At 71.6% G+C, this 22,158-nt stretch carries 23 protein-coding genes, 1 tRNA gene and 1 pseudogene; 13 read left to right on the top strand and 12 right to left on the bottom strand.

What is annotated here, in order from left to right:
• The first annotated feature begins 32 nt into the window (after positions 1 to 32).
• A complete protein-coding gene (locus K7C98_RS30530; RefSeq protein ID WP_224195333.1) occupies positions 33 to 839 on the top strand; it encodes a hypothetical protein in 807 nt (268 codons plus the stop codon).
• A gap of 6 nt (positions 840 to 845) precedes the next feature.
• Here the strand turns inward: K7C98_RS30530 and K7C98_RS30535 are convergent, their stop codons facing one another.
• The 6 genes from K7C98_RS30535 to K7C98_RS30560 form a co-directional block, all read right to left on the bottom strand.
• Positions 846 to 1,067, bottom strand: coding sequence for a DUF3820 family protein (locus K7C98_RS30535; protein ID WP_224195334.1), 222 nt, complete (start codon positions 1,065 to 1,067; stop codon positions 846 to 848).
• 44 nt (positions 1,068 to 1,111) lie between these two features.
• Positions 1,112 to 2,557 carry a glycogen synthase GlgA gene (gene glgA / locus K7C98_RS30540; RefSeq protein ID WP_224195335.1) on the bottom strand — a complete coding sequence of 482 codons (1,446 nt, stop codon included), beginning with the start codon at positions 2,555 to 2,557 and terminating at the stop codon, positions 1,112 to 1,114.
• 20 nt (positions 2,558 to 2,577) lie between these two features.
• Positions 2,578 to 3,840, bottom strand: coding sequence for a glucose-1-phosphate adenylyltransferase (gene glgC, locus K7C98_RS30545; RefSeq protein WP_224195336.1), 1,263 nt, complete (start codon positions 3,838 to 3,840; stop codon positions 2,578 to 2,580).
• Between the two features lie 128 nt (positions 3,841 to 3,968).
• On the bottom strand, positions 3,969 to 4,949 hold the full coding sequence (corA, locus tag K7C98_RS30550) for a magnesium/cobalt transporter CorA (RefSeq protein WP_224195337.1): 981 nt from the start codon (positions 4,947 to 4,949) through the stop codon (positions 3,969 to 3,971).
• Between the two features lie 30 nt (positions 4,950 to 4,979).
• The gene (locus K7C98_RS30555) at positions 4,980 to 6,155 is read right to left on the bottom strand and encodes a THUMP domain-containing class I SAM-dependent RNA methyltransferase (RefSeq protein ID WP_224195338.1); all 1,176 of its coding nucleotides are present in this window, start codon (positions 6,153 to 6,155) and stop codon (positions 4,980 to 4,982) included.
• Between the two features lie 96 nt (positions 6,156 to 6,251).
• Positions 6,252 to 6,944 carry a CAP domain-containing protein gene (locus tag K7C98_RS30560; RefSeq protein ID WP_224195339.1) on the bottom strand — a complete coding sequence of 231 codons (693 nt, stop codon included), beginning with the start codon at positions 6,942 to 6,944 and terminating at the stop codon, positions 6,252 to 6,254.
• A gap of 250 nt (positions 6,945 to 7,194) precedes the next feature.
• Between K7C98_RS30560 and K7C98_RS30565 the strand changes: the two genes are divergently transcribed.
• From K7C98_RS30565 to K7C98_RS30575, 3 genes are all read left to right on the top strand, one after another.
• Positions 7,195 to 7,602, top strand: a complete 408-nt coding sequence (locus tag K7C98_RS30565) for a hypothetical protein (protein WP_224195340.1) — start codon at positions 7,195 to 7,197, stop codon at positions 7,600 to 7,602.
• A gap of 118 nt (positions 7,603 to 7,720) precedes the next feature.
• The gene (locus tag K7C98_RS44025) at positions 7,721 to 8,056 is read left to right on the top strand and encodes a hypothetical protein (protein ID WP_263429954.1); all 336 of its coding nucleotides are present in this window, start codon (positions 7,721 to 7,723) and stop codon (positions 8,054 to 8,056) included.
• Entirely contained in the window at positions 8,053 to 8,355 is a 303-nt protein-coding gene (locus K7C98_RS30575) for a hypothetical protein (protein WP_224195497.1), read from the top strand. The genes K7C98_RS44025 and K7C98_RS30575 overlap by 4 nt, the downstream gene beginning before the upstream one ends.
• A 202-nt stretch (positions 8,356 to 8,557) precedes the next feature.
• Here the strand turns inward: K7C98_RS30575 and K7C98_RS45550 are convergent.
• Positions 8,558 to 8,722 (bottom strand): annotated as a pseudogene (locus K7C98_RS45550) (hypothetical protein); the annotation flags it as partial.
• 146 nt (positions 8,723 to 8,868) lie between these two features.
• Between K7C98_RS45550 and pyk the strand changes: the two are divergent.
• The 9 genes from pyk to K7C98_RS30625 all read left to right on the top strand — a co-directional run bounded on the left by pyk (position 8,869) and on the right by K7C98_RS30625 (position 17,360).
• Complete coding sequence (pyk, locus tag K7C98_RS30585; protein WP_224195341.1) at positions 8,869 to 10,320, top strand: pyruvate kinase; 1,452 nt, start codon at positions 8,869 to 8,871, stop codon at positions 10,318 to 10,320.
• Positions 10,321 to 10,369: 49 nt separating this feature from the next.
• Positions 10,370 to 10,454, top strand: a tRNA-Leu gene (locus tag K7C98_RS30590).
• Positions 10,455 to 10,605: 151 nt separating this feature from the next.
• Complete coding sequence (locus K7C98_RS30595; protein WP_224195342.1) at positions 10,606 to 11,472, top strand: 3-hydroxyacyl-CoA dehydrogenase family protein; 867 nt, start codon at positions 10,606 to 10,608, stop codon at positions 11,470 to 11,472.
• A 133-nt stretch (positions 11,473 to 11,605) separates the two neighbouring features.
• The gene (locus tag K7C98_RS30600) at positions 11,606 to 12,334 is read left to right on the top strand and encodes a hypothetical protein (protein ID WP_224195343.1); all 729 of its coding nucleotides are present in this window, start codon (positions 11,606 to 11,608) and stop codon (positions 12,332 to 12,334) included.
• A complete protein-coding gene (locus K7C98_RS30605; protein ID WP_224195344.1) occupies positions 12,331 to 12,738 on the top strand; it encodes a RidA family protein in 408 nt (135 codons plus the stop codon). The genes K7C98_RS30600 and K7C98_RS30605 overlap by 4 nt, the downstream gene beginning before the upstream one ends.
• A 196-nt stretch (positions 12,739 to 12,934) precedes the next feature.
• Positions 12,935 to 14,659 (top strand): FG-GAP repeat domain-containing protein, encoded by a 1,725-nt coding sequence (locus K7C98_RS30610; protein WP_224195345.1) that lies wholly within the window; start codon positions 12,935 to 12,937, stop codon positions 14,657 to 14,659.
• 229 nt (positions 14,660 to 14,888) lie between these two features.
• The gene (locus tag K7C98_RS30615; RefSeq protein ID WP_224195346.1) at positions 14,889 to 15,260 is read left to right on the top strand and encodes a hypothetical protein; all 372 of its coding nucleotides are present in this window, start codon (positions 14,889 to 14,891) and stop codon (positions 15,258 to 15,260) included.
• A 116-nt stretch (positions 15,261 to 15,376) separates the two neighbouring features.
• On the top strand, positions 15,377 to 16,294 hold the full coding sequence (locus K7C98_RS30620; RefSeq protein WP_224195347.1) for a LysR family transcriptional regulator: 918 nt from the start codon (positions 15,377 to 15,379) through the stop codon (positions 16,292 to 16,294).
• Positions 16,295 to 16,436: 142 nt separating this feature from the next.
• Positions 16,437 to 17,360 carry a pirin family protein gene (locus tag K7C98_RS30625; RefSeq protein ID WP_224195348.1) on the top strand — a complete coding sequence of 308 codons (924 nt, stop codon included), beginning with the start codon at positions 16,437 to 16,439 and terminating at the stop codon, positions 17,358 to 17,360.
• Between the two features lie 60 nt (positions 17,361 to 17,420).
• Here K7C98_RS30625 and K7C98_RS30630 read toward each other — a convergent pair whose 3' ends face one another.
• The 5 genes from K7C98_RS30630 to K7C98_RS30650 form a co-directional block, all read right to left on the bottom strand.
• Positions 17,421 to 18,143 (bottom strand): LytR/AlgR family response regulator transcription factor, encoded by a 723-nt coding sequence (locus K7C98_RS30630; RefSeq protein ID WP_224195349.1) that lies wholly within the window; start codon positions 18,141 to 18,143, stop codon positions 17,421 to 17,423.
• A gap of 37 nt (positions 18,144 to 18,180) precedes the next feature.
• Positions 18,181 to 19,197: a sensor histidine kinase gene (locus K7C98_RS30635; RefSeq protein WP_224195350.1), complete on the bottom strand. Its 1,017-nt coding sequence runs from the start codon at positions 19,195 to 19,197 to the stop codon at positions 18,181 to 18,183.
• Complete coding sequence (locus K7C98_RS30640) at positions 19,188 to 19,769, bottom strand: sugar transferase (protein ID WP_224195351.1); 582 nt, start codon at positions 19,767 to 19,769, stop codon at positions 19,188 to 19,190. Before K7C98_RS30640 ends, K7C98_RS30635 begins: the two co-directional genes overlap by 10 nt.
• 267 nt (positions 19,770 to 20,036) lie before the next feature.
• Entirely contained in the window at positions 20,037 to 20,582 is a 546-nt protein-coding gene (locus K7C98_RS30645) for a gamma-glutamylcyclotransferase (protein ID WP_224195352.1), read from the bottom strand.
• A gap of 70 nt (positions 20,583 to 20,652) precedes the next feature.
• Positions 20,653 to 22,146: an amidase gene (locus K7C98_RS30650; protein WP_224195353.1), complete on the bottom strand. Its 1,494-nt coding sequence runs from the start codon at positions 22,144 to 22,146 to the stop codon at positions 20,653 to 20,655.
• Between the last annotated feature and the right edge of the window lie 12 nt (positions 22,147 to 22,158).

Here is a 22,158-nt window from a genome sequence, read left to right on the forward strand (position 1 = left end):
CGCGAGCTGTTGCACCGTGATATGAGGTCGATGTGAACATGACGCCCCCGCTCAAGCGCCACTCGACCGCCGCTCACTTCCAGCCCGACGCGGCGCCGCCCGGCCTCGCCGCCGCCGTCATCGCCGGCAAGAGCGTGCACGTCGCCGAGGTCGACGACTACGATCTCCACCGCTCGATGCTCTACGCGCTCGGCGCCAGGGGAGTGTCGAGCAAGATGATGGCGGGCGTGGAGGTCGTCGTGCACGGGCGGGCGAAGCCGCCGCAGAAGGCGCTGGCCAAGTACCCCGACCGGATCTTCGTGCGGGCGCAGGAGGTGCTGCAGCTGTTCCACCACGAAGTGCCCTCGTTCGCCGCCTATGTGCGGGCGCTGCAGGGGCACGGCTTTACGATCCGGAACCCGAGCGACGAGGGCGATCCGGACCTCGACTTCTTCGAGCTGCCGGCGGTCGACGGCTCGCTGCACGCGACGCTGCTCGCCTACCTCGCCCGCGCGCCGTTCATCCGCGAGTTCGTGCACACGCAGCACTTCCCGGTCGACCCCTGCCAGGACCCGTTCACGGCCTTCGAGGTCCCGGAGACCGGAGTCACCTGGTACTACTGCTGGGCCCACGACGGCTGGGGCCGCGTCGGCGCCCAGCGCGGCGACGGCGACTACCCGCTCGAGATCAAGGCCGACCAGCTCATGCGGGTCGACGCTCTGTTCTGGACCGAGAGCGCCGGCATGTACTTCTACGAGTATCCGAATAGCGACAGCGTCGACGGGCTCTTCATCCACGCCGGCATCGACGCGCGCACCGGCCTGGTCCACGGCGCGGCGATCTCGCGGGTGTGGACGTAGTCGATGTCAGCGTAGAGGCTTGAGCAGCCGCTCGAGGCCGTTGGTCTTGATCTCGAGCGTGAGCGCGAGCTGCTGGCCGAGCTTGCCCGGCGGGAAGCCCTGGCGCGAGAACCACACCAGGTACGGCTCGGGCAGGTCGAGCAGCGCGACGCCCTGGTACTTGCCGAACGGCATGCGCGCCTGGACCAGGGCCTCGAGCGCCTCGGGGTCGAGCTGGAGTTCCGCCACGCGCGGAGGCTACCGCAAACCGGGGCCGGCGAGGCGGAGCGCGCTCAGCGGCCGAGGGCGCGGTGGTAGAGGTCGAGGTAGCGGGCGGCGCTGCGGCGCCAGCTGAAGTCCTGCTCCATGCCGTTGCGGACGATCTGCTGCCACACCGGGCGGTTGTGGTAGAGGGCGATCGTGCGGCCCAGCGCCCACGCGAGCGCGGAGGCGTCGATGTCGTTGAAGACGACGCCGGTGGCGAGGCCGACGCTCAGGGTCTCGGGGGTGGTGTCGACCACGCTGTCGGCGAGGCCGCCGGTGCGGCGCACCACCGGGACGGTGCCGTAGCGCAGGCCGTACATCTGCGTGAGGCCGCACGGCTCGGTGCGCGAGGGGATGATGATGGCGTCGCCGCCGGCCTGCATGCGGTGGGCGAGCGGCTCGTCGTAGCCGCCGCGGTAGGCGACGCGGCCGGGGTTGAGGCGCGCGGCGTGGGCGAAGCCGTCGACGAGGCGCTCCTCGCCGGAGCCGAGGACGGCGAGCTGACCGCCGCGCTCGAGGATCGAGCGCCCGGCGCTGAGCAGCAGATCGAGGCCCTTCATGGTGACGAGCCGGCTGACGACCACGAACAGGGGCGCGTCGGGGTCGGGGTGAAGCCCGAGCTCGAGCTGCAGCGCGCGCTTGCCGATCCGCTTGCCGGCGAGGTCGTCGACGCTGTACGTGGCCGGCAGGTGCTTGTCGCTGGCGGGGTCCCACACGGCGGTGTCGATGCCGTTCAGGATGCCGTAGAGGTCGGCGTCGCGCCGACGCAGCAGGCCGTGCAGGCCGTGGCCGTAGGCCTCGGTCTGGATCTGCCGGGCGTAGGTCGGGCTGACGGTGGTGATCTTGTCGCTGTACCAGAGGCCGGCCTTGAGGAAGCCGAGGTGGCCGTGGAACTCGACGCCGTGGATGTCGAACATCGAGCCGGGCAGCCGCAGCGCGCCCATGGTCTCGGCGCGGAAGACACCCTGGTAGGCGAGGTTGTGGATCGTGGTGATCGTGGCGGGGCGCTGCTGCGGGGGCATCAGCGCGACGTAGGCCGGCGTGAGGCCGCTCTGCCAGTCGTGGCCGTGGATCAGCTCCGGCCGCCAGCGCTCGCCGCCGTCGGGTCCGGCCAGCCACGCGGCGGCCTGGCACAGGGCGCCGAAGCGGAGGTGGTTGTCGCCGAAGTCGCGCCCGTGCTCGTCGACGTAGGGATTACCTGGCCGATTGTACAGGTGCGGCGCGTCGAGCACGAGCAGCTCGAGCCGACCGACGCGGCCGTACATCAATTTGGCCGCGCCGCCGACGAGGCCGTGGAGCTCGACCTCGCGGCCGCGCGCGTGCAGCCCGGCGAGCACCTTGGGGTAGCCGGGCACGAGGACGCGGACGTCGACGCCGAGCTCGGCCAGCGCGATCGGCAAGGCGCCGACCACGTCGGCCAGGCCGCCGGTCTTGACGAGGGGATAGACTTCGGAGGCGACGAACAGGACGCGCATGCGGAAAAAGCTCGTGATCGCTACAGCCGGTCGATCATCTCACGCGTGATCAGGGTGACGCCACCGCTGGTGCGGAGGAACCGGCGCGCGTCCTCCTGCGGGTCCTCGCCGACCACCAGGCCCTCGGGGATCTCGACGCCGCGGTCGACGACGACCTTGGTCAGCCGCGCGCTGCGGTTGACGACCACGTCGGGCAGCACCACGGCGCCCTCGAGCTTCGAGTAGGAGTGACAGCGGACGTTGGAGAACAAGAGGCTGCGCCGCACCAGCGAGCCGGAGATGATGCAGCCGCCCGAGACCATGCTGCCGAGGCACTGGCCGCGCCGGTTGTCCTCGTCGTGGACGAACTTGGCCGGCGGCAGCTGCTCCTGATACGTCCAGATCCGCCACTGCGGGTCGTACAGGTCGAGCGGCGGGATGATGTTGGTGAGGTCGATGTTGGCCTCCCAGTAGGCGTCGACGGTGCCGACGTCGCGCCAGTACGGCGTGCCCCCGGCCTCGCTGACGACGCAGCTCTCCTGGAAGCGGTGCGCGAACACGCTGGCCCGGCCCTGGACGAGGTGGGGGATGATGTCCTTGCCGAAGTCGTGGTTCGAGTTCGGATCCTCGGCGTCGCGGCGCAGCTGGTCGAACAGGAAGTTGCCGTTGAACACGTAGATGCCCATGCTCGCCAGCGACATCTCCGGGTTGCCAGGCAGGTGCGGCGGGTCGGCCGGCTTCTCGACGAACCGGACCACGCGCCCGCCGGGGTCGACCGCCATGACCCCGAACGCGCTGGCGTCCTTGCGCGGGACCTCGAAGCAGGCCACCGTCACGTCGGCGCCGCGGGTCACGTGCTGCCACAGCATCTTGCCGTAGTCCATCTTGTAGATGTGATCGCCGGCGAGGATGATGACGTGCGAGGGCCGCAGGCTGTGGAAGATGTCGAGGTTCTGCCACACGGCGTCGGCCGTGCCGCGGTACCAGTTCTCCTCGTTGAGCCGCTGCTGCGCCGGCAAGAGGTCGACGAACTCGTCCATCTCGCCGCGCAGGAAGCTCCAGCCGCGCTGCAGGTGGCGCAGGAGGCTGTGCGACTTGTACTGCGTCAGCACGGAGATCCTGCGGAACCCCGAGTTGATCGCGTTCGACAGCGCGAAGTCGATGATGCGGAACTTGCCGCCGAAGTAGACGGCAGGCTTGGCCCGGCGATCGGTCAGGGCGGCGAGGCGGCTGCCGCGCCCCCCGGCCAACACGAGGGTCAGCGCGGTTCGGGTGAGTTCACGGAGACGCGGCTCGAAGACCATAAGAGGCCCTCCCCTCCGGGATGTACCACCGCCCGCCCCGCGAGATCAACTTCGCGGGGTGCAGGCGGGCGAGCGTCGATTCGCGTCACGGCCGGGACCGCCGCAGCGCCACGGTCCGCCGCCGGGAATCACAGCCAGTGGCGCCGCCGGAACCAGAAGATGAGCCCGGCGGCGGTGAGCGCCATCAGCCCGAGGGCGAACGGGTAGCCGAAGCTCCACCGCAGCTCGGGCATGATGTCGAAGTTCATGCCGTAGATGCCGGCGATGAAGGTCAGGGGCAGCATGACGGTCGAGATCTGGGTCAGGACCTTCATGATCTCGTTGGTCTTGTTGGCCGAGACCGAGAGGTAGGCCTCGACGGCCGCCTGCACGCCCTCGCGGTTGGCCTCGCTGAGGTCGGCGACGCGCACGAAGTGGTCGTAGATGTCGCGGAAGAAGGCGATGCTGTCGCGCGGGATGAGGTCGATGTGGCCGCGCGCAAGCGACTCCAAGATCAGCCGCTGGTGACCGGTGATCCGGCGCAGGCGGTTGATGACCTTCTTGGCGTCGAGCACGAGCTCGAGGTGCTCCGGCTCGGGTCGGTGGATGATGAGGTCCTCCAGCGCGTCGAGGCGAGCGCCGATCTTGTCCATGACCGGCAAGTAATTGTCGACCAGCCGGTCGAGCAGGCGGTGCAGCACGCGCACGGAGATCCACGGGCGATGACACGGGTCGCACACGTCGCGGTGCAGCTCGCTGACCGAGCGCAGGGTGTTCTCGGCGTGGTGGGTGACGACGTAGCGCGGGCCGGCGAAGATGTCGAGCTCGAGCGTGTTGACGACGAAGTTGTCGATCAGGTCGAGGCTGTGGAAGTCGATGCCGTGGACGATGAGGAACACGTAGTCGTCGTAGACGTCGAGCTTGGGGTGGCCGTAGTCGTGGAGCATGTCCTCGATGGCCAGCGGGTGGAAGTGGAACACCTCCGAGAGCACGCGCGCCTCGTCCTCGGTCGGGTCCTGGAGGTCGAGCCAGATCGTGACGTCGGGCGCCGCCAGCAGGCCCGGGATGGTCGCGAGGTCGGTCTCGTTCCAGTGCCCGCGCGTCGGGTGAAAGGCGTGCAGCGTGAACACGCGGCGAGGGTACCACGCGGCCGCTTGGCCTCACCCGCGCAGCCGGAGGTCGGCCCGCTGCTGTTCCGCGAGGGCGAGCTCGACCGCGAGCCCGCCGGTGCGCGTGCTCAGGACCGGCCGCAGATCGACGCCGACGGTCACGCGCAGGTCGGGCGGACAGAGCAAGGCGGTGCGCCAGGCGGGGAACCTGTCCCGAAGGACGTGCCCGATGTGGGCGTAGAGGTCGCGCAACGTGCGTGTGCGGCCGACGCGGACGCCGTAGGGCGGGTTGGTCAGGAGCAGGCCGCGCGCGCTGAACGGCTCGCAGGCGGCGAAGGGCCGCACGGAGAAGGCGATCGCGGCGTCGACCCCGGCCCGCTGGGCGTTGGCGCGCGCGGCCGCGACGGCGCCCTCGTCGCGGTCGGAGGCGACGATCGGCGCGTAAGGACATGGCGCTCGGGACAGCCTCGTCGCGGCCCGGCGCAGCGCCGGATAGGCGGCGGCGAGCGCCGGCCAGCGGGCGCACGAGAAGTCGCGCAGGGCCCCGGCCGGGATGCCGTGGGCCTGCAGCGCGGCCTCGATAGCGATCGTGCCGGAGCCGCAGAAGGGGTCGAGCAGCGGCTCGCCCGGGCGCCAGCCGACGGCGGCGAGCAGGGCGGCGGCGAGGGTCGGGCGCAGCGGGGCCTTGGCGGTGGCGAGGCGGTAGCCGCGGCGGTGCAGCGGGTCGCCGGAGCTGTCGACGCTGACGGTGCAGCGGTCGCGCTCGAGGCGGACCACCAGCAGCACGGTCGAATGCGAGGAGCTGACCTCGGGGCCATCTTCGGCGTCGTCGTGGGGCCGCGCGAGCTCGACGTGGCCGCCGAGGCGCGCGGCGACGGCGAGGTGGACGCCCTCGGCGATCGCACCGGTGTGGTAGAGGCGCGACTTGTGGGCGGTGGCCCGCACGGCCAGGCGCACGGGGGCGTGCGGCGGGAACAGGTCCTCCCAGGCGATGTCGACCAGCCGCCGCGACAGCACGGCGAAGCTGGTGGCCGGGAACTCGGCCAGGCGGACGAGCACGCGCGTGGCTGTCCGAAGGTGCAGGTTGGCGGCGACCAGCGCGGCCCAGTCGCCGCGGAAGCCGACGCCGCCCGGCACGACGCGCGCCGGCCCGAGGCCGAGCTCGTCGAGCTCGGCGGCGACCAGCGGCTCCAGCCCCGGCAGGGCCACGGCGAACAGTTCGCGCATCGAGCCGAGTCTAGCGCCTTTGCGACGTCGATCACAATTCGCGGGCGGCGCAAGGCGGCAATTCGCGGCCACCGCCGCCGCGAACAGGCTCGGCCGTCACTTGAAGTTCTGCACCATCCACAGCTCGCCGCCGATGTCGGCGAAGCCGCAGGCGACCATGGTGTAGTCGGTGCTCGACATGTTGATGTAGTGCCCGTGCATCTGGAAGTCCTCGCCCGGACCCTCGGCCCACATCTGAGCCAGGCAGTCGGGCAGCGACTGCTCGGCCGGGCTCGGCCACCCGGGACACTCGTTCTGGGCGAACTCGCCGCACTGGCCGAAGGCGCCGTGCGGCGTGCCGCTCTGCGCGTCGGCAGCGGCCTCGTCGTCGGAGCAGGTCTCGGCGTCGCTCCAGCGCTGATACGGCGGCAGGCCGATGGTGGCGCGGTACATGTTGATGGTGTCGACGCACAACTGCCGCGCCTGGCCGTAGGGATCGCCGGGATCGGCGGTGGTGCTCGTGGCCGAGGTCGGATCGCCCCCCGGGCTCGAGGCCGAGGTCGTGGCGCTGCTGCCGGTCGGGTCCGGCGGGTCGCCGGTCGAGGTCGCCGAGGTCGCAGGGTTGCCGCTCGCGCTCATCGAGGCGCTGCCGCCGTCGCTGCTCGTCGGCCCGTCGGTGCCGCCGCCGCTGGTCGTGTCGCCGCCGCTGGTGTCGGGCACGGCGGTGAGGCCGTCGAGCGGATCCTTGGTGTCGGAGCAGGCGACGAGACTCAGCGGAGCGAACAGGACCAGCGAGACGAGAGTGCGCATGACGACCTCCGGGACGTGAGAGCGAACATACCAGGCGCACGCGCCCGCCGCGTCGCCGCGCGCGTGCGCAAGCGGCAGGCCTCGCGGCCCCCGCTGGGCGGTTCGTCGGGGCCGGAGACGGGCGCGGGTAATTCCCCGCGATGCCGGTGCTCGAGCCGCGGTGGCGAGTGCGTGCGCGCGTCGCAATCGCGCGCGCGCGGACGTTCACGAGTGCGGCCATGTCGCGCCTGCGAATGACTACACTCGTCAGGTGTTTGGGTTCAGCGTCTCGGTCGTGGTCCTGGGGCTCTTCATCTGGTTGGTGAGCGGCCTCGTGACCAACTCCGGCGAGGCCGCGCACGACCAGCTGCGCGCGAGCGGGACGAAGGCGACCGGCACGATCCTGTCGGTGGGCGCAGGGCATGTCTCGTCGCGCCAGGGATCGCTGACGATCTTCGTGCGCCCGGTGACGCTGAAGGTCGCGCTGCCGACAGGCGAGGTGCAGCTCGAGGTCGCCATCGTGGTGCCGGAGACGCTGCAGTCGCTGCTCGTCGCCGGCGCGCCGTGCGAGGTCATCGTCGACCCGGCGAACCACAAGCACGTGTGCATCACGTCGATCAGCAACAGCTTCGGCGTGAACACGCCGGTCGAGCTCGGGTCGCTCTACTCGCGCTGGTGAGCTCAAACGACAGGCGCGCCGATGCGCGTGCGCAGGAGCTCGTGCAGCGCGCGCAGGTCGTCGGGCTGCTGCTCGAACGGCCCCTTGACGAGCGGAAGCTGGGACCGAACGGAACGACGTGGAGCAGCTTGTCTCCGAGCGGGTGGGCCTCGAAGAAGGCGGTCAGGACGTCGGCGTCGAACTTGCCCTCGACGAAGAGGGTGTGCCGAGCGCCCTGGTTGATCTGCTGTGCGGACGGCGAGACGACGACGGCCATGCCTCAACCCTGAGGACCGATGAGGATCCGCCGGTCCTCCTGGACCGAGCGGAAGATGAACTCCGAGTGCGTGGCGAAGATGTACTGGTTCTTCGGCGCGAGTTTAAACAGGAGACGGACGAACTTGACCTGCCACTCGGCGTTCAGGTGCAGCTCCGGCTCGTCGATCAGGACGATGCCGGCTCATCACGAGTTTGATACCAGGTCAGGAAGAGCGTCGTGATCATCTCCTTCTGGCCGGAGCTGAGCGCATCGACGGAGAAGGACTCGCCGCCGGAGAGGGGCTGGACGCGAATATCCAGCGCGTTGTTGGGCTGAGTGCGGAGCTTGGCGAGCTTGGCGTCCGCGAACTCCTTGAAGAGCTCCTCGAAGACTCGAGCGGTCTCCTCGACGGAAGATGCACGGATGTTCTCGAAGAGGCCGGCCTGCGCGAGGAGGAATCGAAGGATCTTTGGTTGTGCCGTTCACCTGCGGTTGGCTCTTTGCGGGGAGGATGACCTCGCAATGTGAACCCTTTCTTCTCAGTGACGGGAAGGAGCCTTGAAGCCGGAACGCAGCGGCTTCCCCACGGATGAAGTAGTCCCGCAAGGAGTATTTTTTGCTCTCGGTAAGCTTGAAGAACGCTGGCCGCATCAAGGCGGCGAACGTGAGGAGCACGCACGCCTCGAGGATGCTCGTCTTGCCGACGCCGTTCTTGCTGCCGATGACGAAGACGTCCGGGTCGTCTTCCATCAGCGGTGCGGGGAGCTCGAGCGTGAGCTTGTCGATCGCCTTGAAGTTCTCGATCTCGAGCCGGCGCAGTTTGAAGCCGGTGTCGGCCCCGGCGGGCTCGGACGGCTCGGGCTGCTCCGCGACGGCGCTCATGAGCGCGAGCGTATCATGAGGTTCGGGCGCGTGACGCGGCCGGACGGGCGGATGCGCGCGGTGCGCGGGTCGGAGTGTGCGCCGTGGCAAACGCGTCACCGGGACGGGATGTGGCGGGGCGGGGGCGTCATGGCATGATGCGCGCCATGTCGCTTCCGCCTCTTCGCCGCGCCAAGATCGTCTGCACGATCGGTCCCTCGAGCCAGGATCAGATCGGCGCGCTCATCTCGGCCGGCATGAACGTCGCCCGCCTCAACTTCTCGCACGGGTCGCACGAGGACCACACGCGGGTGTTCCAGACGATCCGCAGCGAGGCGTCGGCGCGCGACATCGCGGTGGCGGTGCTCGGCGACCTGCAGGGGCCGAAGATCCGCGTCGGCAAGATCCCCGCGCCGGGGTTCGAGCTCAAGGTCAACGACGAGTTCGTCCTCAGCGTCGACCCCGCGGCCAAGGTCGAGCCGGGCCGCGTGACGGTCGACTATCCGCAGATGGCCGGCGAGGTCAAGCCGGGCGACCGTATCCTCATGGACGACGGGGCGCTCGAGCTGCGCGTCACCGGCGTCGAGGGGCCCGAGATCAAGACGTCGGTGGTGACCGGCGGGGTGCTGACGTCGCGCAAGGGCGTCAACCTGCCGGGGGTCCACCTGTCGCTGCCGTCGATGACGGAGAAGGACAAGGAGGACCTGCGCTTCGCGCTCGAGCTCGGCGTCGACCTGGTGGCGATCTCGTTCGTGCGCCAGCCCGAGGACGTGCTGGCGGTGCGGACGATGATGGAGGAGTTCGGCCGCGTGGTCCCGATCGTGGCCAAGATCGAGAAGCCCGAGGCGGTGACCAACCTGAAGTCGATCCTCGAGGTGTCGAACGGGATCATGATCGCCCGCGGCGACCTCGGGGTGGAGATCGGGCCCGAGGAGGTGCCGGTGATCCAGAAGCAGGGCATCGAGCTGGCCAACCGCTCCGGCAAGCTGGTCATCACGGCGACGCAGATGCTCGACTCGATGATCCGAAACCCGCGGCCGACCCGCGCCGAGGCGTCCGACGTCGCCAACGCGGTGCTCGACGGCTCCGACGCGGTGATGCTGTCCGGAGAGACAGCCTCGGGCGCGTACCCGCTGCAGGCCGTGCACACGATGGACAAGATCATCCGCTCGATCGAACGCCAGGAGCGCTACTGGCGGGAGCCGTCCGACCTCGACCTCGGCCACTCGACCAACGCGATCGCCCGCGCCGCCGTGGTCTGCTGCAAGTCGCTGCCCGACACCAAGGCGATCGTGACGTACACCGTGTCCGGCGGGATCGCCCGGCTCGTCAGCGACTACCGCCCGCGCGTCCCCATCTTCGCGTTCACCCCCAACCCCGCCACCTACCAGGCGCTCGCCGTCTACTGGGGCGTGGTCCCGGTGCTGTTCACGGTGTCCAGCCCCCACGGGAACAGCATCTTCGTCGACATCGACAGGCTCATCCTCAGCCGCGGGATGCTGGCGCGCGGAGACCGCGTCGTAATCACCCTCGGCTACCCGGTGAAAGATCACAAGTCCGTGAACCTCCTCAAGCTCCACGTCGTCGGGGAGAGCTTGCCTCCCCCGCCGAACATGTGATACACAGCGCCTCCCCTGGGCGAGCCCAGGGGGACGGCCAAACAGCCACGCGAAGGTGGCGGAATTGGTAGACGCGCTAGACTAAGGATCTAGTGGGGTAACCTGTGAGGGTTCGAGTCCCTCCCTTCGCACCAACGCCGAGGATGCTCTCCTCGGCGTTTTTGATTTGGTCGCCGTGCGACCGGACGTCCGGGCGCGGCGGCTTCGCCCGTCGGCCGCTCGCTCGCACGGCCTCACGCGGGCGCCTCGAATTTTGCCGGCGGCCTCGGGCTATAACCGGGCGCCATGACAGCGTCCGCATCGATCTCCACCGTCGCCGTGATCGGCGCCGGCACCATGGGCCACGGGATCGCCCAGGTCGCCGCCGCCGCCGGCTACCAGACCCGACTCTTCGACGTCCGCGCCGACCTGGTCGAGGCCGGTCTGAGCAAGATCCGCGCGAACCTCGACGGCGGGGTCGCCAAGGGCAAGGTCACCGAGGCCCAGCGCGCGGCCACGCTGGCGGCGCTGCGCGGCGAGAGCGAGCTGGCGGCGGCGGTGACCGGCGCCGACATCGTCGTCGAGGCGGTGCCGGAGAAGCTGGCGCTGAAGCAGGAGCTGTTCACGCAGGTCGCGGCGCACGTGGCGAGCACGGCGGTGCTGGCGACCAACACCAGCTCGCTCAGCGTGACGGCGATCGCGTCGGGGCTGCCGCACCCGGAGCGGGTGATCGGGACGCACTTCTTCAACCCGGTCCACGTCATGAAGCTGCTCGAGATCGTGGTCGGGCAGCAGACCGCGCCCGAGGTGCTGGCGGCGGTGCAGGCCTGGGGCGCGAAGCTCGGCAAGGACTGCATCGTCGTCCGCGACTCGCCTGGCTTTGCGACCAGCCGGCTCGGGCTCGTGATCGGGCTCGAGGCGATCCGCATGGTCGAGGAGAACGTCGCGTCGGCGGAGGACATCGACAAGGCGATGTGCCTCGGCTACGGGTTCCCGATGGGCCCGCTCAAGCTCACCGACCTGGTCGGGCTCGACGTGCGCCTCAACATCGCCGAGTACCTGGCCGCGAACCTGCAACAGGGCGACCACTTCCGCCCGCCGGCGCTGCTCCGCGAGATGGTCGCGGCCGGCAAGCTCGGCAAGAAGTCGGGGCAGGGCTTTTACAAGTGGTGAGCGGCGGCCGCCCGGCCGCGTTCGAGCCGCCTGCGCGCTCCGACCGTTCGCGCCGCGGTTGCGACCGTTCGCGGAGTTGACCGGTATGGGCCGCGCGAGGGCCGGCGTATGAGCGAGCGCAGGAGGCGCTCGCATGTGGAGCCGGTGGAGAGAGTACTTCGAGGTCAACGCGCGCAGGCCGTTGCCGCCGGTCGACGCCGAGGGGATCGCGGCGGCCTGGCGCGGGCCGTTGATGCGGTCGCTGGCGATCTTCCAGGTCGGTGAGAGCGGCGAGGGGCGGATCGTGCAGGAGATCGAGCGCGCGCGCCTGGCGGGGGTCGACGCCGACTACCGCGCGGCGCTGAAGCTGTTCGTCAAGGAGGAGGGCCGGCACGCGCGGATCCTCGCGGCGATGGTGCGCGGGCTCGGCGGCTCGCTGCGCCGGTCCGCCTGGACCGACCGCCTGTTCGTGCGCGGCCGCCGACTGCTCGGCCTGCGCCTCAAGCTGCTCGTGTTGCTGGTCGCCGAGGTCATCGGCATCGGCTTCTACGGCCTGCTCGCCGAGCGCCTCGGCGCCTGTCCGATCGGCCAGGCGTTGAGCGAGATCTGCGGCGACGAGCAGGCCCACCTCGAGTTCCACTGCGCGTTCTTCCGCCTGCAGACCGCGTCGGCGTGGCGGCGGGCGGTCTTCAGCCTGGCGTGGTTCGTGGTCGCGGCGGCCGCCTGCGTCGTGGTGCTCGTCGACCACCGGGCGACCTTGCGAGCGCTGGCGATCGACGGCGCGCCGCGGCGGCTGTGGGGGCTCGTGGCTGCGGTGCGCCGGCGCGTGTGCGCCGGCGAGGCGGTCGCGCCCGCGCCCGCGCGTGCTAGCGTGCCGGCGTGAGCCAGACGGAATTCGAGCGGATCTACTCGCGCGCGCCGTGGGAGCAGCAGGTCGGCTACTGCCGCGCGCTGCGGGCCGGTGACATGGTCTTTGTGACAGGTACGGCGCCGATCGACGAGGCCGGCGGCGGCGTGTTCGCGCCCGGCGACGCGTACGCGCAGGCGGCCCGCTGCCTCGAGCTGATCGAGCGGGCGCTGCGGCCGCTCGGGACCGACCGCACCCGCGTCGTGCGGACGCGGATGTTCGTGACCGACATCGCCCGCTGGGCCGAGTTCGGGCGGGCCCACGCGGAGTTCTTCCAGGAGCACCGGCCGACGACGACGATGGTCGAGGTGCGGCGGCTGATCGACCCGGCGATGCTGATCGAGATCGAGGCCGACGTGTTCGCGCCGGTGTCGCGGTGATCGCTCGCGGTCGGGAGCGCGGAGCATGCGGGCGCGAGCGCGGGTGTGAACATGCCCGCGCCTGCAGCGAGCGGGCCGTCTGCGGGCGCGGGTGAGTAGGTGTCTCTTGGGACAGATAAATCCTCGCTGGTAGCGACCAGGTGGCCGGCGTATCGTCGCCGGCATGCGCAATATGACTCGGTTACTCCCGGTGACGGTGTCTCTCTTGCTCGCGGCCTGCGGTGACGACGACGGCGCCACGGCCACCCAGGGCGGCGTCAGCCAGACCGGCGCGACGATGACGATGACGGGCGCGACGATGACGGCGCCGACCACCAGCGATTCGGGCAGCGCCAGCGCGACGGACACCGAGGGGACCGTCTCCGACAGCGCGACCGGGGTGCCGACGTCGACGACCACCACCGGCGCGAGCGAGACCACCGGGACGTCGATGCCGAGCAGCGAGAGCGACGGGACCACGGGGACGAAGTTCGACATCGGCGAGGACACCGAGGCGCCGGGGACCACGGGCAACCCGGTCGACGTGTGCAAGGCGACCGACGACGACATGGGCGGCGTCGGCGACTGCACGATGAAGGCCCCGCCCGACGCGTTCGAGCCCGCCGTGCAGTGGAGCTGGAACGGGCCCGGGCTGGAGAAGGAGTCGCTGGTGACGCCGCTCGTGGCCAACCTGACCGACGACAACGGCGACGGCGAGATCGACCTGTGCGACACGCCCGACGTGGTCGTGCTGGCGACCCAGTTCTCCAACCCGGGCCACATCTACGTGCTCGACGGCGCGACCGGAGCGCTGCACTTCATGATCCCGACCGCGGTGACGTGGTCGATCAACCCGGCGATCGGCGACATCGACGACGACGGCCTGCCCGAGATCATCGCCGCCGTCGGGCCGGGCTTCGGCGGGCCCTCGATGGCGATCGCGTTCGAACACGACGGCACCGTCAAGTGGCAGAACAACACGCCCGTGTCGCACAGCCAGGGCGGCGCGATCACCCTGGCCGACCTCGACAACGACGGCGACGTCGAGATCAGCATGGACAAGCTGATCATCGACCACAACGGCCAGACCGTGGTGACCTTGCCGGAGAATCAGTTCGCCGAGAACTTCACCACCGTCGCGGCCGACCTCGACGGCGACGGCGACCTCGAGATCGTCATCGGCGCCAACGCGTACCACCACGACGGCACCGTCTACTACTCGAACCCGGGCCTCCAGCACGGCTTCGCCCAGGTCGCCAACCTCGACGCCGACCCCGAGCCCGAGATCATGGTCAACAGCAGCGGGGGGTTGACGCTGCTCGAGCACACCGGCGCGATCAAGTACCAGAACCAGGCGCCCGGCGGCGGCTCGTCGTGGTTCCGCCCGGGCACGGTGCACGACTTCGACGGCGACAACGTGTCGGAGGTGGCGACCAGCGCGGCCAACTCGTACGTGATGTTCGAGGGCGACCTGACGGTCAACTGGATCGCGCCCATCGTCGACGCCAGCGGCTGGGCAGCCGGCACGGCGTTCGACTTCGACGGCAACGGCGTGGCCGAGGCGATGTACGCCGACGAGAACAACCTCTACGTGTTCGACGGCGACGGTCAGCCGCTGCTCAACGTGCCGCGCAGCGCCAAGACGCTGGCGGAGTACCCGGTGGTCGCCGACGTCGACAACGACGGGTCGGCCGAGATCGTGGTGGTGTCCGACTCGGGCTGGAGCGGCAACCAGTCGGCGCCGACGGTGCAGGTGATCCGCGACGTCGAGGACCGGTGGATCCAGCCGCGACGGATCTGGAACCAGCACACGTACCACGTCACCAACGTGCGCGAGGACGGCAAGATCCCGCAGTTCGAGAAGCCGTGGTGGCAGTCGCTCAACACGTTCCGCACCAACTCGCAGATCGAGGGCGGCGAGATCTGCATCCCGCCGATGTGAGCCCCACGCGCGGGGCTCGCGAGTGAAAGCGGTACAGCGCCTCGTCTTCGATCCCGGGCATCGAGCGTCATCTGTCCCGAGAGGCAGGGCGTCGATGTTCGCGGGTTCGCCGCCGGGGATGGGGGGTGCAGGGCGAGCTCGACGGCGGCGTCGGGGGAGGCAGGTCGCGTCGCCGGCAGGTGAGTTCGGTCGTGGAACACGGGAGCGTTCCGCGGCATACAGGCTGCGCATGCACGTCCGTCTCTCGAACGAATTCTCGGTGTGGTCCCGCGGTCGCCTCGGCGTGGCGCTGTTCGGCCTGGTCGCGACCGCCTGCGCGCCGAAGCCCGCGGCCGAGCCGCCGCCGGTGGCCGAGGCGCCGCCGGCGGTCGAGCCGAAGCCGGCGCCGGTGAGCGCGGGCGGCGAGGGCGAGTGCACCGTCGACGCCGACTGCGTCCCGGCCTCGTGCTGTCACCCGGCCAGCTGCGTGCCGGCGGCGCAGAAGCCCGACTGCACCGACGTGATGTGCACGATGCAGTGCGCGCCCGACACGATGGACTGCGGGGGCCGCTGCGCCTGCGAGGCGGGCAGCTGCAAGGCGATCCTCGCCAGCAACCCGTAAGGACCTGGCCTGGCCGGTCGCCGGCTCGCTCGCGGGTTATCACATGTCTCTCGAGACAGGCCACCGGAGCGGCCGGGCGGGTGCAAATCGGCGCGGGTCGTGGTGAACTGACGGGCGTGCTCGAGGGCATCAGCATCGACCAGCTCCGCACGCTGCGCGCGGTCGCCGAGGCGGGCAGCTTCACCGCCGCGGCGCGCAAGCTCGGGCGGGTGCAGGCGGCCGTCAGTCAGTCGATCCAGCGGCTCGAGGCGCAGCTCGGGCTCAAGTTGTTCGATCGGTCAGGTCGCGTGCCGACGCTGACCGAGCACGGCGAGGCGCTGGTCGCCGCGGCCGCGAAGATCCACGAGGACGTCGAGGCGGTCGAGGCCCTGGTCGCGCGGCTCAAGAGCGGGGCCGAGGCGCGGCTGTCGCTGGTGGTCGACGCGATGTTCCCGAGCGCGGCGCTGGTCGGGTTCGCGCGCGAGTTCGCGGCGACCCACCCCGCGGTCGAGCTGACGATCGCCACCGAGATGCTCGACGCCGTGACGGCGATGGTGCGCGAGCGGCGAGCGACGCTCGGGATCGCCGGCAGCGACGCCGACCTGACGGGGCTCGAGCAGCGTCACCTCGCCGATCTGCGGATGCTCGCGGTCGCGGCGCCGTCGCATCCGCTGGCGGCGATCGCCGGGCCGATCGAGGACGCGGCGCTGGCGACGGGGGTGCAGATCGTGCTCAGCGAGCGCGCGCCCGAGGGTCGCGGGTCGGCCGATCGCGGGGTGCTGTCGCCGCGGACGTGGCGGGTGGCCGACCTGTCGACCAAGCACGCGCTGATCGTCGGCGGCCTCGGCTGGGGGCACGAACCGGAGCACCTGGTGCGCGAGGAGCTGGCGCGCGGACGGCTGGTGGCGCTGAAGCTGGCCGCGTGGGGGGCCGCGCCGCCGTTGCGTCAATTGTCGCTGGTGCGGCGCAAGCGGTCGGCGCTCGGGCCGGTGGCGAGCTGGGCCGCCGGTCGCCTCACCGAGCTGTGTCGCCTCGCGCTGGCAGACGCGTCGTGACGCCGGCGCGTCGTGGGCCGCAAAGGCCGTCGCGGCGGCAGCTTCGGCGATTGCGAGATCGCGGGCAGCATCACCCGGTGTGATGGCAGCCATCATCCGTGCGGCAGTTTCGCCGCGCGCGGGCGGGCCCATCCTCGTCGGCATGGACACGACGATCACTTCCTCGACCCTTCACGGCCCCGAGCTCGCGGCCCGCGCCCGCCGCGTGGAGTCCGTCCACCGCGGCGGCCCGATGCACTGGGTCGGCGACGGCTTTCACGTCCGGGGCGTGTTCCCCGGCCGCAGCCTGCCGATGGAGCGGACGAGCCCGTTCTTGCTGCTCGACCATCACCCGCGTCAGGTCTATCCGGCGCTGACGCAGGGGCGCCGCGGCGTGGGCTGGCACCCGCACCGCGGCTTCGAGACGGTGACGCTGGCGTGGGAAGGCACGGTCGCGCACCGCGACACGGCCGGACACTCGGGGATCATCGGCCCGGGCGACGTGCAGTGGATGACGGCGGCGTCGGGGATCCTCCACGAGGAGTACCACGAGCAAGAATTCTCGCGCCGCGGCGGACCGGTGCGCCTGCTGCAGCTGTGGGTCAACCTGCCGGCGCGGCTCAAGATGAGCGAGCCGGGTTATCAGCCGATCACGGCGGCGCAGATCCCCACGGTCGCGCTCGACGAGGACGCAGGCCAGGTGCGCGTGATCGCCGGCGAGTTCGCCGGGGCGCGCGGGCCGGCGCGGACGCACACGCCGATCTCGCTGCTCGACGTCGAGCTGCGGGCGAAGGGCCGGCTGGTCGTGCCGCTGCCGCAGGACCACAACGCGCTGGTGCTGGTCGAGTCGGGCCACGCGAAGGCGGGCAGCGAGCACGGGCGCGACGGCGAGCTGTTCGTGTTCGAGAACGACGGGGCGTTCGTCGAGCTGGTCGCCAAAGAGGACTCGCACCTGGTGGTCCTGGCCGGGGAGCCGATCGACGAGCCGATCGCGTCGTACGGGCCGTTCGTGATGAACACGCGCGTCGAGATCGCGGCGGCCGTGCGCGACTTCGAGGCCGGCAAGTTCGGCGCGGTGCCGAAGTGAGTCGTGCTCGAGGACATGCCCGAAAGGGCATGTCCTCGAGGTCGTCGAATCAACAGGCCCTCAGGACAGGCCGAGGCGGCGTCGCAGGCGGCGGGCGGCCTGGCGGGAGATCGGGACGACGTCGCCGCCGGGCATGCGGGCGTTGTAGCCGCCGGTGTCGAGCGGCTCGAGGCGCTCGATCTTCTCGAGGTTGACGAGCGCGCGCCGGTGGACCCGCTCGAACGCGGCGGCCGGCAGCCTGTCCTCGAGGTCCTGCAGGCTCTGGTCGGTGAGGAGGGCGCGGCCCTCGAGGTGGAGGGTGACGAGCGCGCCGTCGAAGGTCGCGTGCGACAGCGCGTGCGGGTCGACGAGGACGATGCCCTCGCGGGTGGTGACGGGCAGGCGCACGAGCTCGCGCGGGCCGCCGCGCTGGGGCCCGAGGCGCTGGCGCGAGCGCTCGAGCGCGCGGTGCAGCCGCACGGCCTCGATCGGCTTGAGCAGGTAGTCGACGACGCCGAGGTCGAAGGCGTCGACGGCGTGGTCGTCGTGCGCGGTGGTGAAGATGACGTACGGGCCGTCGTCGCCGAGCAGCGCGGCGGTCTCGAGGCCGGTGAGGCCGGGCATGCGGATGTCGAGCAGGACGACGTCGACGTCGGCCTCCGGGTCGCGCAGGCGGGCCAGCGCGGCCTGGCCGCCGTCGCACTCGCCCGCGAGCTCGACCCCGGGCAGGTCGGCGAGCAGGCGGACCAGCCGGCGGCGGGCCAGCTCCTCGTCGTCGACGATGAGAATGCGCAGGGTGGTCATGAGGACATGTTCAAAGGAGCATGGCGAAAAGGGAATGTCACGTGACGACGGTGGGGGCGGGGCCGGCGGGGATCGTGACGACGGCGCGGGTGCCGTGGTCGGCGGGGCCGATGACGAGGGCGGCGCGGTCGTCGTAGGCGAGGGCGAGGCGGCGCCGGGCCATGTGCAGGCCCTCGCCGCCGAGCCGCGGGCCGGCGAACGGGCCGGGGTTGTCGATCACGATCTCGGCCGCGGCCGGCGACACGGACACGCCGATCCGCACCGGCCCGCGGTGCCCGGCGGCGGGGCCGTGCTTGATCGCGTTCTCGGCCAGCGGCAACAGCAGCAGCGGCGGCACGAGGACGTCGCGCGGGTCGCCGTCGACGACGCAGTCGAAGCGGCCGGGGTCGCGGACGGCGTGGAGGGCGAACAGGTCGCGGCAGAGGTCGAGCTCGCGGCGCAGCGGCCAGGCGGGCAGGCGCGCACCCTCGAGGATCGTGCGCAGCATGGCGGACAGGCGCAGGACGGCCCGCTCGGCGACCTCGCCGTCGGTGCGGCACCACTCGGCGATCGCGTTGAGGGTGTTGAAGAGGAAGTGCGGGTCGAGGTGGCTGCGCAGGGCGAGCAGCTGGGCGCGCTCGGCCTCGCGGGCGAGCGCCTCGGCGCGGGCGCGCTCGCGGTCGAGGCTGGCCTCGAGGTCGATGTCGCGGCCGAGGCCCCAGCCGCCGACGAGGAACAGGGCGAGGGCGACGAGCAGGCTCTCTTGCTCGGTGAGGAAGGTGCGGCCGACGCCGAACAGCGCCGGCAGACCGAGGCCGAGGAACGCGACGACGAGGGCGCCGACGAGGCCGTAGAGGACGAGGCCGAGCCAGCCGCGCGCGGCGGTGACGCGCCACAGCCACGGGGCGACCAGCGCGAACACGAGGCACATGAGCAGGCCGACGACGACGGCGCCGGGGTCGCGCGCGGGCGAGTAGCGGTGCTGCGCGACGACCAGCGGGATGCTGACGAGGACGATCGGGACGAGCCGCCGGGGAGCGAGCAGGGCCTGCAGCGTGTGGGCGATCAGGTCCATGGGGGGAGGGCCGTGCGGAGGGCGCCGCGGCGCTTGCCGACGAGGTTCATCCAGGCGGTGCGCAGGAGCAGCTGGAGGTCGAGGAGGGCGCTGCGACGCTCAGCGTAGGCGGCGTCGAGCGCGGCGGTCAAGGCTGGCCCTTGGGCCAGGCAGACCTGGGCCAGGCCGGTGAGGCCGGGCGGGACGTCGAAGCGGCGCGCGAACGGCGGGTGCTCGGCGACGAGGCGCTCGGCGTCGGCGGGGGTGAGCGGGCGCGGGCCGACGAGGCTCATGTCGCCGCGCAGGATGTTGACGAGCAGCTGCGGCAGCTCGTCGAGGCCGCGCTGGCGCAGGAACCGCCCGAAGCGGGTCGGCCTGCGCGCGCCCGGGTCGGCCTCGCAGGTCATCGTGCGCAGCTTGACGATGTGGAAGATCCGCCGGCCCTGGCCGACACGCGGCTGCGAGAAGAAGATCGGGCGGCCGTCGCACAGCCACACGCACACGGCCAGCGCGGCGACGGCGAGGGCGAACAGCGGGACCAGCGGGAGCAGCAGCGCGAGGTCGAAGGCGCGCTTGCGGGCGAGCGCGCTCATCGCCAGGTCCTCAGCGGCGAGAGGTCGAACAGCGGCAGAAACGCGGCGGCGGCGAGGGCGAGCGGCCCGAGGGCGACCAGCGCGAGGACGAGGATGCTCTTGGCGAGGAGGGTCATGGTGGGCTCCGCCGGCAAGGTGACACGCGCCGGGGCGCCGCAGCGGCGCCGACTCGGCGAACGGTCGCGGGCGCCGTGCGAGCGGTCGCGGGCGGGCGGCGGAGCGTTCGCGGAGGTCCGCAGCGGGGGCCGGGATCGGCTGCCCGAAGGGTCAGGTGAGCGCGAGGGCGTCGACCTCGCGCTCGAGGTCGAAGACGTGGGGGTCGTCGACGGCGAGCTCGCGCAGGGCGGCGGCGAGGCGGACCAGGTACTCGCGGCAGGTGCCGCTCGGCCCGCGGCTGCCGGCGATCTGGCGGGCGATCGCGGCCAGCGGGGCGGGGCCGAGCCAGTCGGGGTTGTCGGGCGCGGCGACGTAGGTGAGCGCGGTGACGGTCACCGGCTCGTCGCCGATGACGTCGATCGGCAGCTCGAGGCGGGTGTAGCCGCCCTTCTCCCGCACGTCGAGGGTGTAGAGCACGGCGTCGACGTCGGGCGGGGCGACGCGGTAGGCGACGCCGTGGCAGCTGGCCGAGGCGCTCGGGACGAGGGTGACGACCCGGCCCGGCGCCTCGGGGACGCCGCGGTGGTCGGTCGAGCCCTGGTAGAAGCGGCGCTCGTAGCCGCCGGCGCGGGCCGGCCGCCGCTCGGCGAACGGGATCGCCGGGCGCCAGATCAGCGAGCCGTAGCCGAACAACCACAGAGAATCACGATCGGTCATGTTCGAAAGTCCATGCGCGAAGGAGCATGTTCTAAAAACAATGTCCCCATGAACATGTGTATCGGGCGGCTCAGGCGGCCGGGCGGGGCGGCTTGCGGTCGGCCCACGGGCGGGCGCGCTCGAGCTCGCCGGCGAGGCGGAACAGGGTGGCCTCGTCGCCGTAGCGGCCGACGAAGTGGACGCCGATCGGCAGGCCCTCGGCGCTCCAGTGCAGCGGCACGCTCATGGCCGGCTGGCCGGTGACGTTGAAGACGGGGGTCCAGGGCAGGTAGGCGTAGACCTCGTCGGCGCTGGGGTCGACGGCGGTGAGGCGCTTGAGCAGGCCGCCGGCGCGGGCGCGGCCGAGGAGCTTCATCAGGGCGGCGGACAGGCCCTGCGGGCCGAGCGTGCCGAGCGGCGCGGGCGGCTGGGACAGGGTCGGCGTGACGAGGACGTCGTAGGTGGTGAAGAAGGGCGCGATCGTCTGCGCGGCGTGGAGCAGGTGGCGCCGGGCGGCCACGAACTCGCCGGCGGACAGGCTCCGGCCGATCTGGGCGAGGGTCCAGGTGACGAACTCGAACTCGCTCGCGCGCGGGCTGCGGCCGGTCCGGCGCGCGGCCTCGTCGATGTCGGCGGCCAGCTCACCGCAGAGGATCTTGAAGAAGCTGCGCGAGAACGCCGGGCCGTCGACCTCGGGCGCGGCCTCGTCGACGTGGTGGCCGAGGTCCTGCAGCAGCGCGGCGGCGGCGGTGAGGGCGGCGGCGCAGTCGGGGTGGACCCGGCCGCCGAGCATCGGTCGGGTGGTGACGGCGATCCGCAGCTTGCCCGGCGGCGCGCCGACCTCGGCGAGGTAGGGCCGCGCCGGCGGGGGCGGGTAGTACGGAGCGCCATGTTCCGGGAGACATGTCGCATCGAGCAGGGCGGCGCTGTCGCGGACCGAGCGGGTCAGCGCGTGGACGACGGTGAAGCCCTGCCAGCTCTCGGCGACGTCGGGGCCGAGCGGGGTGCGGCCGCGCGTGGGCTTGAGGCCGAACAAACCACAACAGCTGGCGGGGATCCGGATCGAGCCGCCGCCGTCGCCGCCGCTGCCGAGCGGGACGACGCGCGCGGCCACGGCCGCCCCGGTGCCGCCGCTGCTGCCGCCGGCCGAGCGACGGAGGTCCCACGGGTTTTTGCACGGGCCGTGCGCGAGCGTCTCGACGGTGGGCACGAGGCCGAACTCGGAGGTCGCCGACTTGGCGACCGGGATCAGGCCCGCGGCCCGGTAGCGGCGCACGATCTCCGAGTCGGCCGGCGAGACCTGGCCGCGCAGGAACCGGCTGCCGCACTGCAGCGGCGCGCCCTCGGCCGCCGACAGCAGGTCCTTGAGGACCATCGGCACGCCGCGGAACGGGCCTTCGGGCACTGTCCCGCGGGCCAGCTCGCGCGCGCGCTCGTACATCGGCGCGACCACGGCGCCGAGCGGGACGCCGACGGCCTCGCAGCGGCGGATGGCCTCGTCGACGAGCTCGAGCGGCGAGACCTCGCCCGCGCGCACGAGGGCGGCGAGGGCGAGGCCGTCGAGGTCTTCGTACTCGGCGATCATGCGCCGAGGATA

This window comes from Nannocystis pusilla (assembly GCF_020073745.1).
Classification (GTDB): Bacteria; Myxococcota_A; Polyangia; order Nannocystales; family Nannocystaceae; genus Nannocystis; species Nannocystis radixulma.

Coding starts and splice junctions, on each gene's coding strand:
- K7C98_RS30630 (WP_224195349.1), bottom strand. CDS start 18,143: ATGACCACCCTGCGCATTCTCATCGTCGACGACGAGGAGCTGGCCCGC.
- K7C98_RS30640 (WP_224195351.1), bottom strand. CDS start 19,769: ATGAGCGCGCTCGCCCGCAAGCGCGCCTTCGACCTCGCGCTGCTGCTC.
- pyk (WP_224195341.1), top strand. CDS start 8,869: ATGTCGCTTCCGCCTCTTCGCCGCGCCAAGATCGTCTGCACGATCGGT.
- K7C98_RS30625 (WP_224195348.1), top strand. CDS start 16,437: ATGGACACGACGATCACTTCCTCGACCCTTCACGGCCCCGAGCTCGCG.
- K7C98_RS30635 (WP_224195350.1), bottom strand. CDS start 19,197: ATGGACCTGATCGCCCACACGCTGCAGGCCCTGCTCGCTCCCCGGCGG.
- K7C98_RS30600 (WP_224195343.1), top strand. CDS start 11,606: ATGTGGAGCCGGTGGAGAGAGTACTTCGAGGTCAACGCGCGCAGGCCG.
- K7C98_RS30650 (WP_224195353.1), bottom strand. CDS start 22,146: ATGATCGCCGAGTACGAAGACCTCGACGGCCTCGCCCTCGCCGCCCTC.
- K7C98_RS30645 (WP_224195352.1), bottom strand. CDS start 20,582: ATGACCGATCGTGATTCTCTGTGGTTGTTCGGCTACGGCTCGCTGATC.
- K7C98_RS30595 (WP_224195342.1), top strand. CDS start 10,606: ATGACAGCGTCCGCATCGATCTCCACCGTCGCCGTGATCGGCGCCGGC.
- K7C98_RS30615 (WP_224195346.1), top strand. CDS start 14,889: ATGCACGTCCGTCTCTCGAACGAATTCTCGGTGTGGTCCCGCGGTCGC.
- glgA (WP_224195335.1), bottom strand. CDS start 2,557: ATGCGCGTCCTGTTCGTCGCCTCCGAAGTCTATCCCCTCGTCAAGACC.
- K7C98_RS30555 (WP_224195338.1), bottom strand. CDS start 6,155: ATGCGCGAACTGTTCGCCGTGGCCCTGCCGGGGCTGGAGCCGCTGGTC.
- glgC (WP_224195336.1), bottom strand. CDS start 3,840: ATGGTCTTCGAGCCGCGTCTCCGTGAACTCACCCGAACCGCGCTGACC.
- K7C98_RS30560 (WP_224195339.1), bottom strand. CDS start 6,944: ATGCGCACTCTCGTCTCGCTGGTCCTGTTCGCTCCGCTGAGTCTCGTC.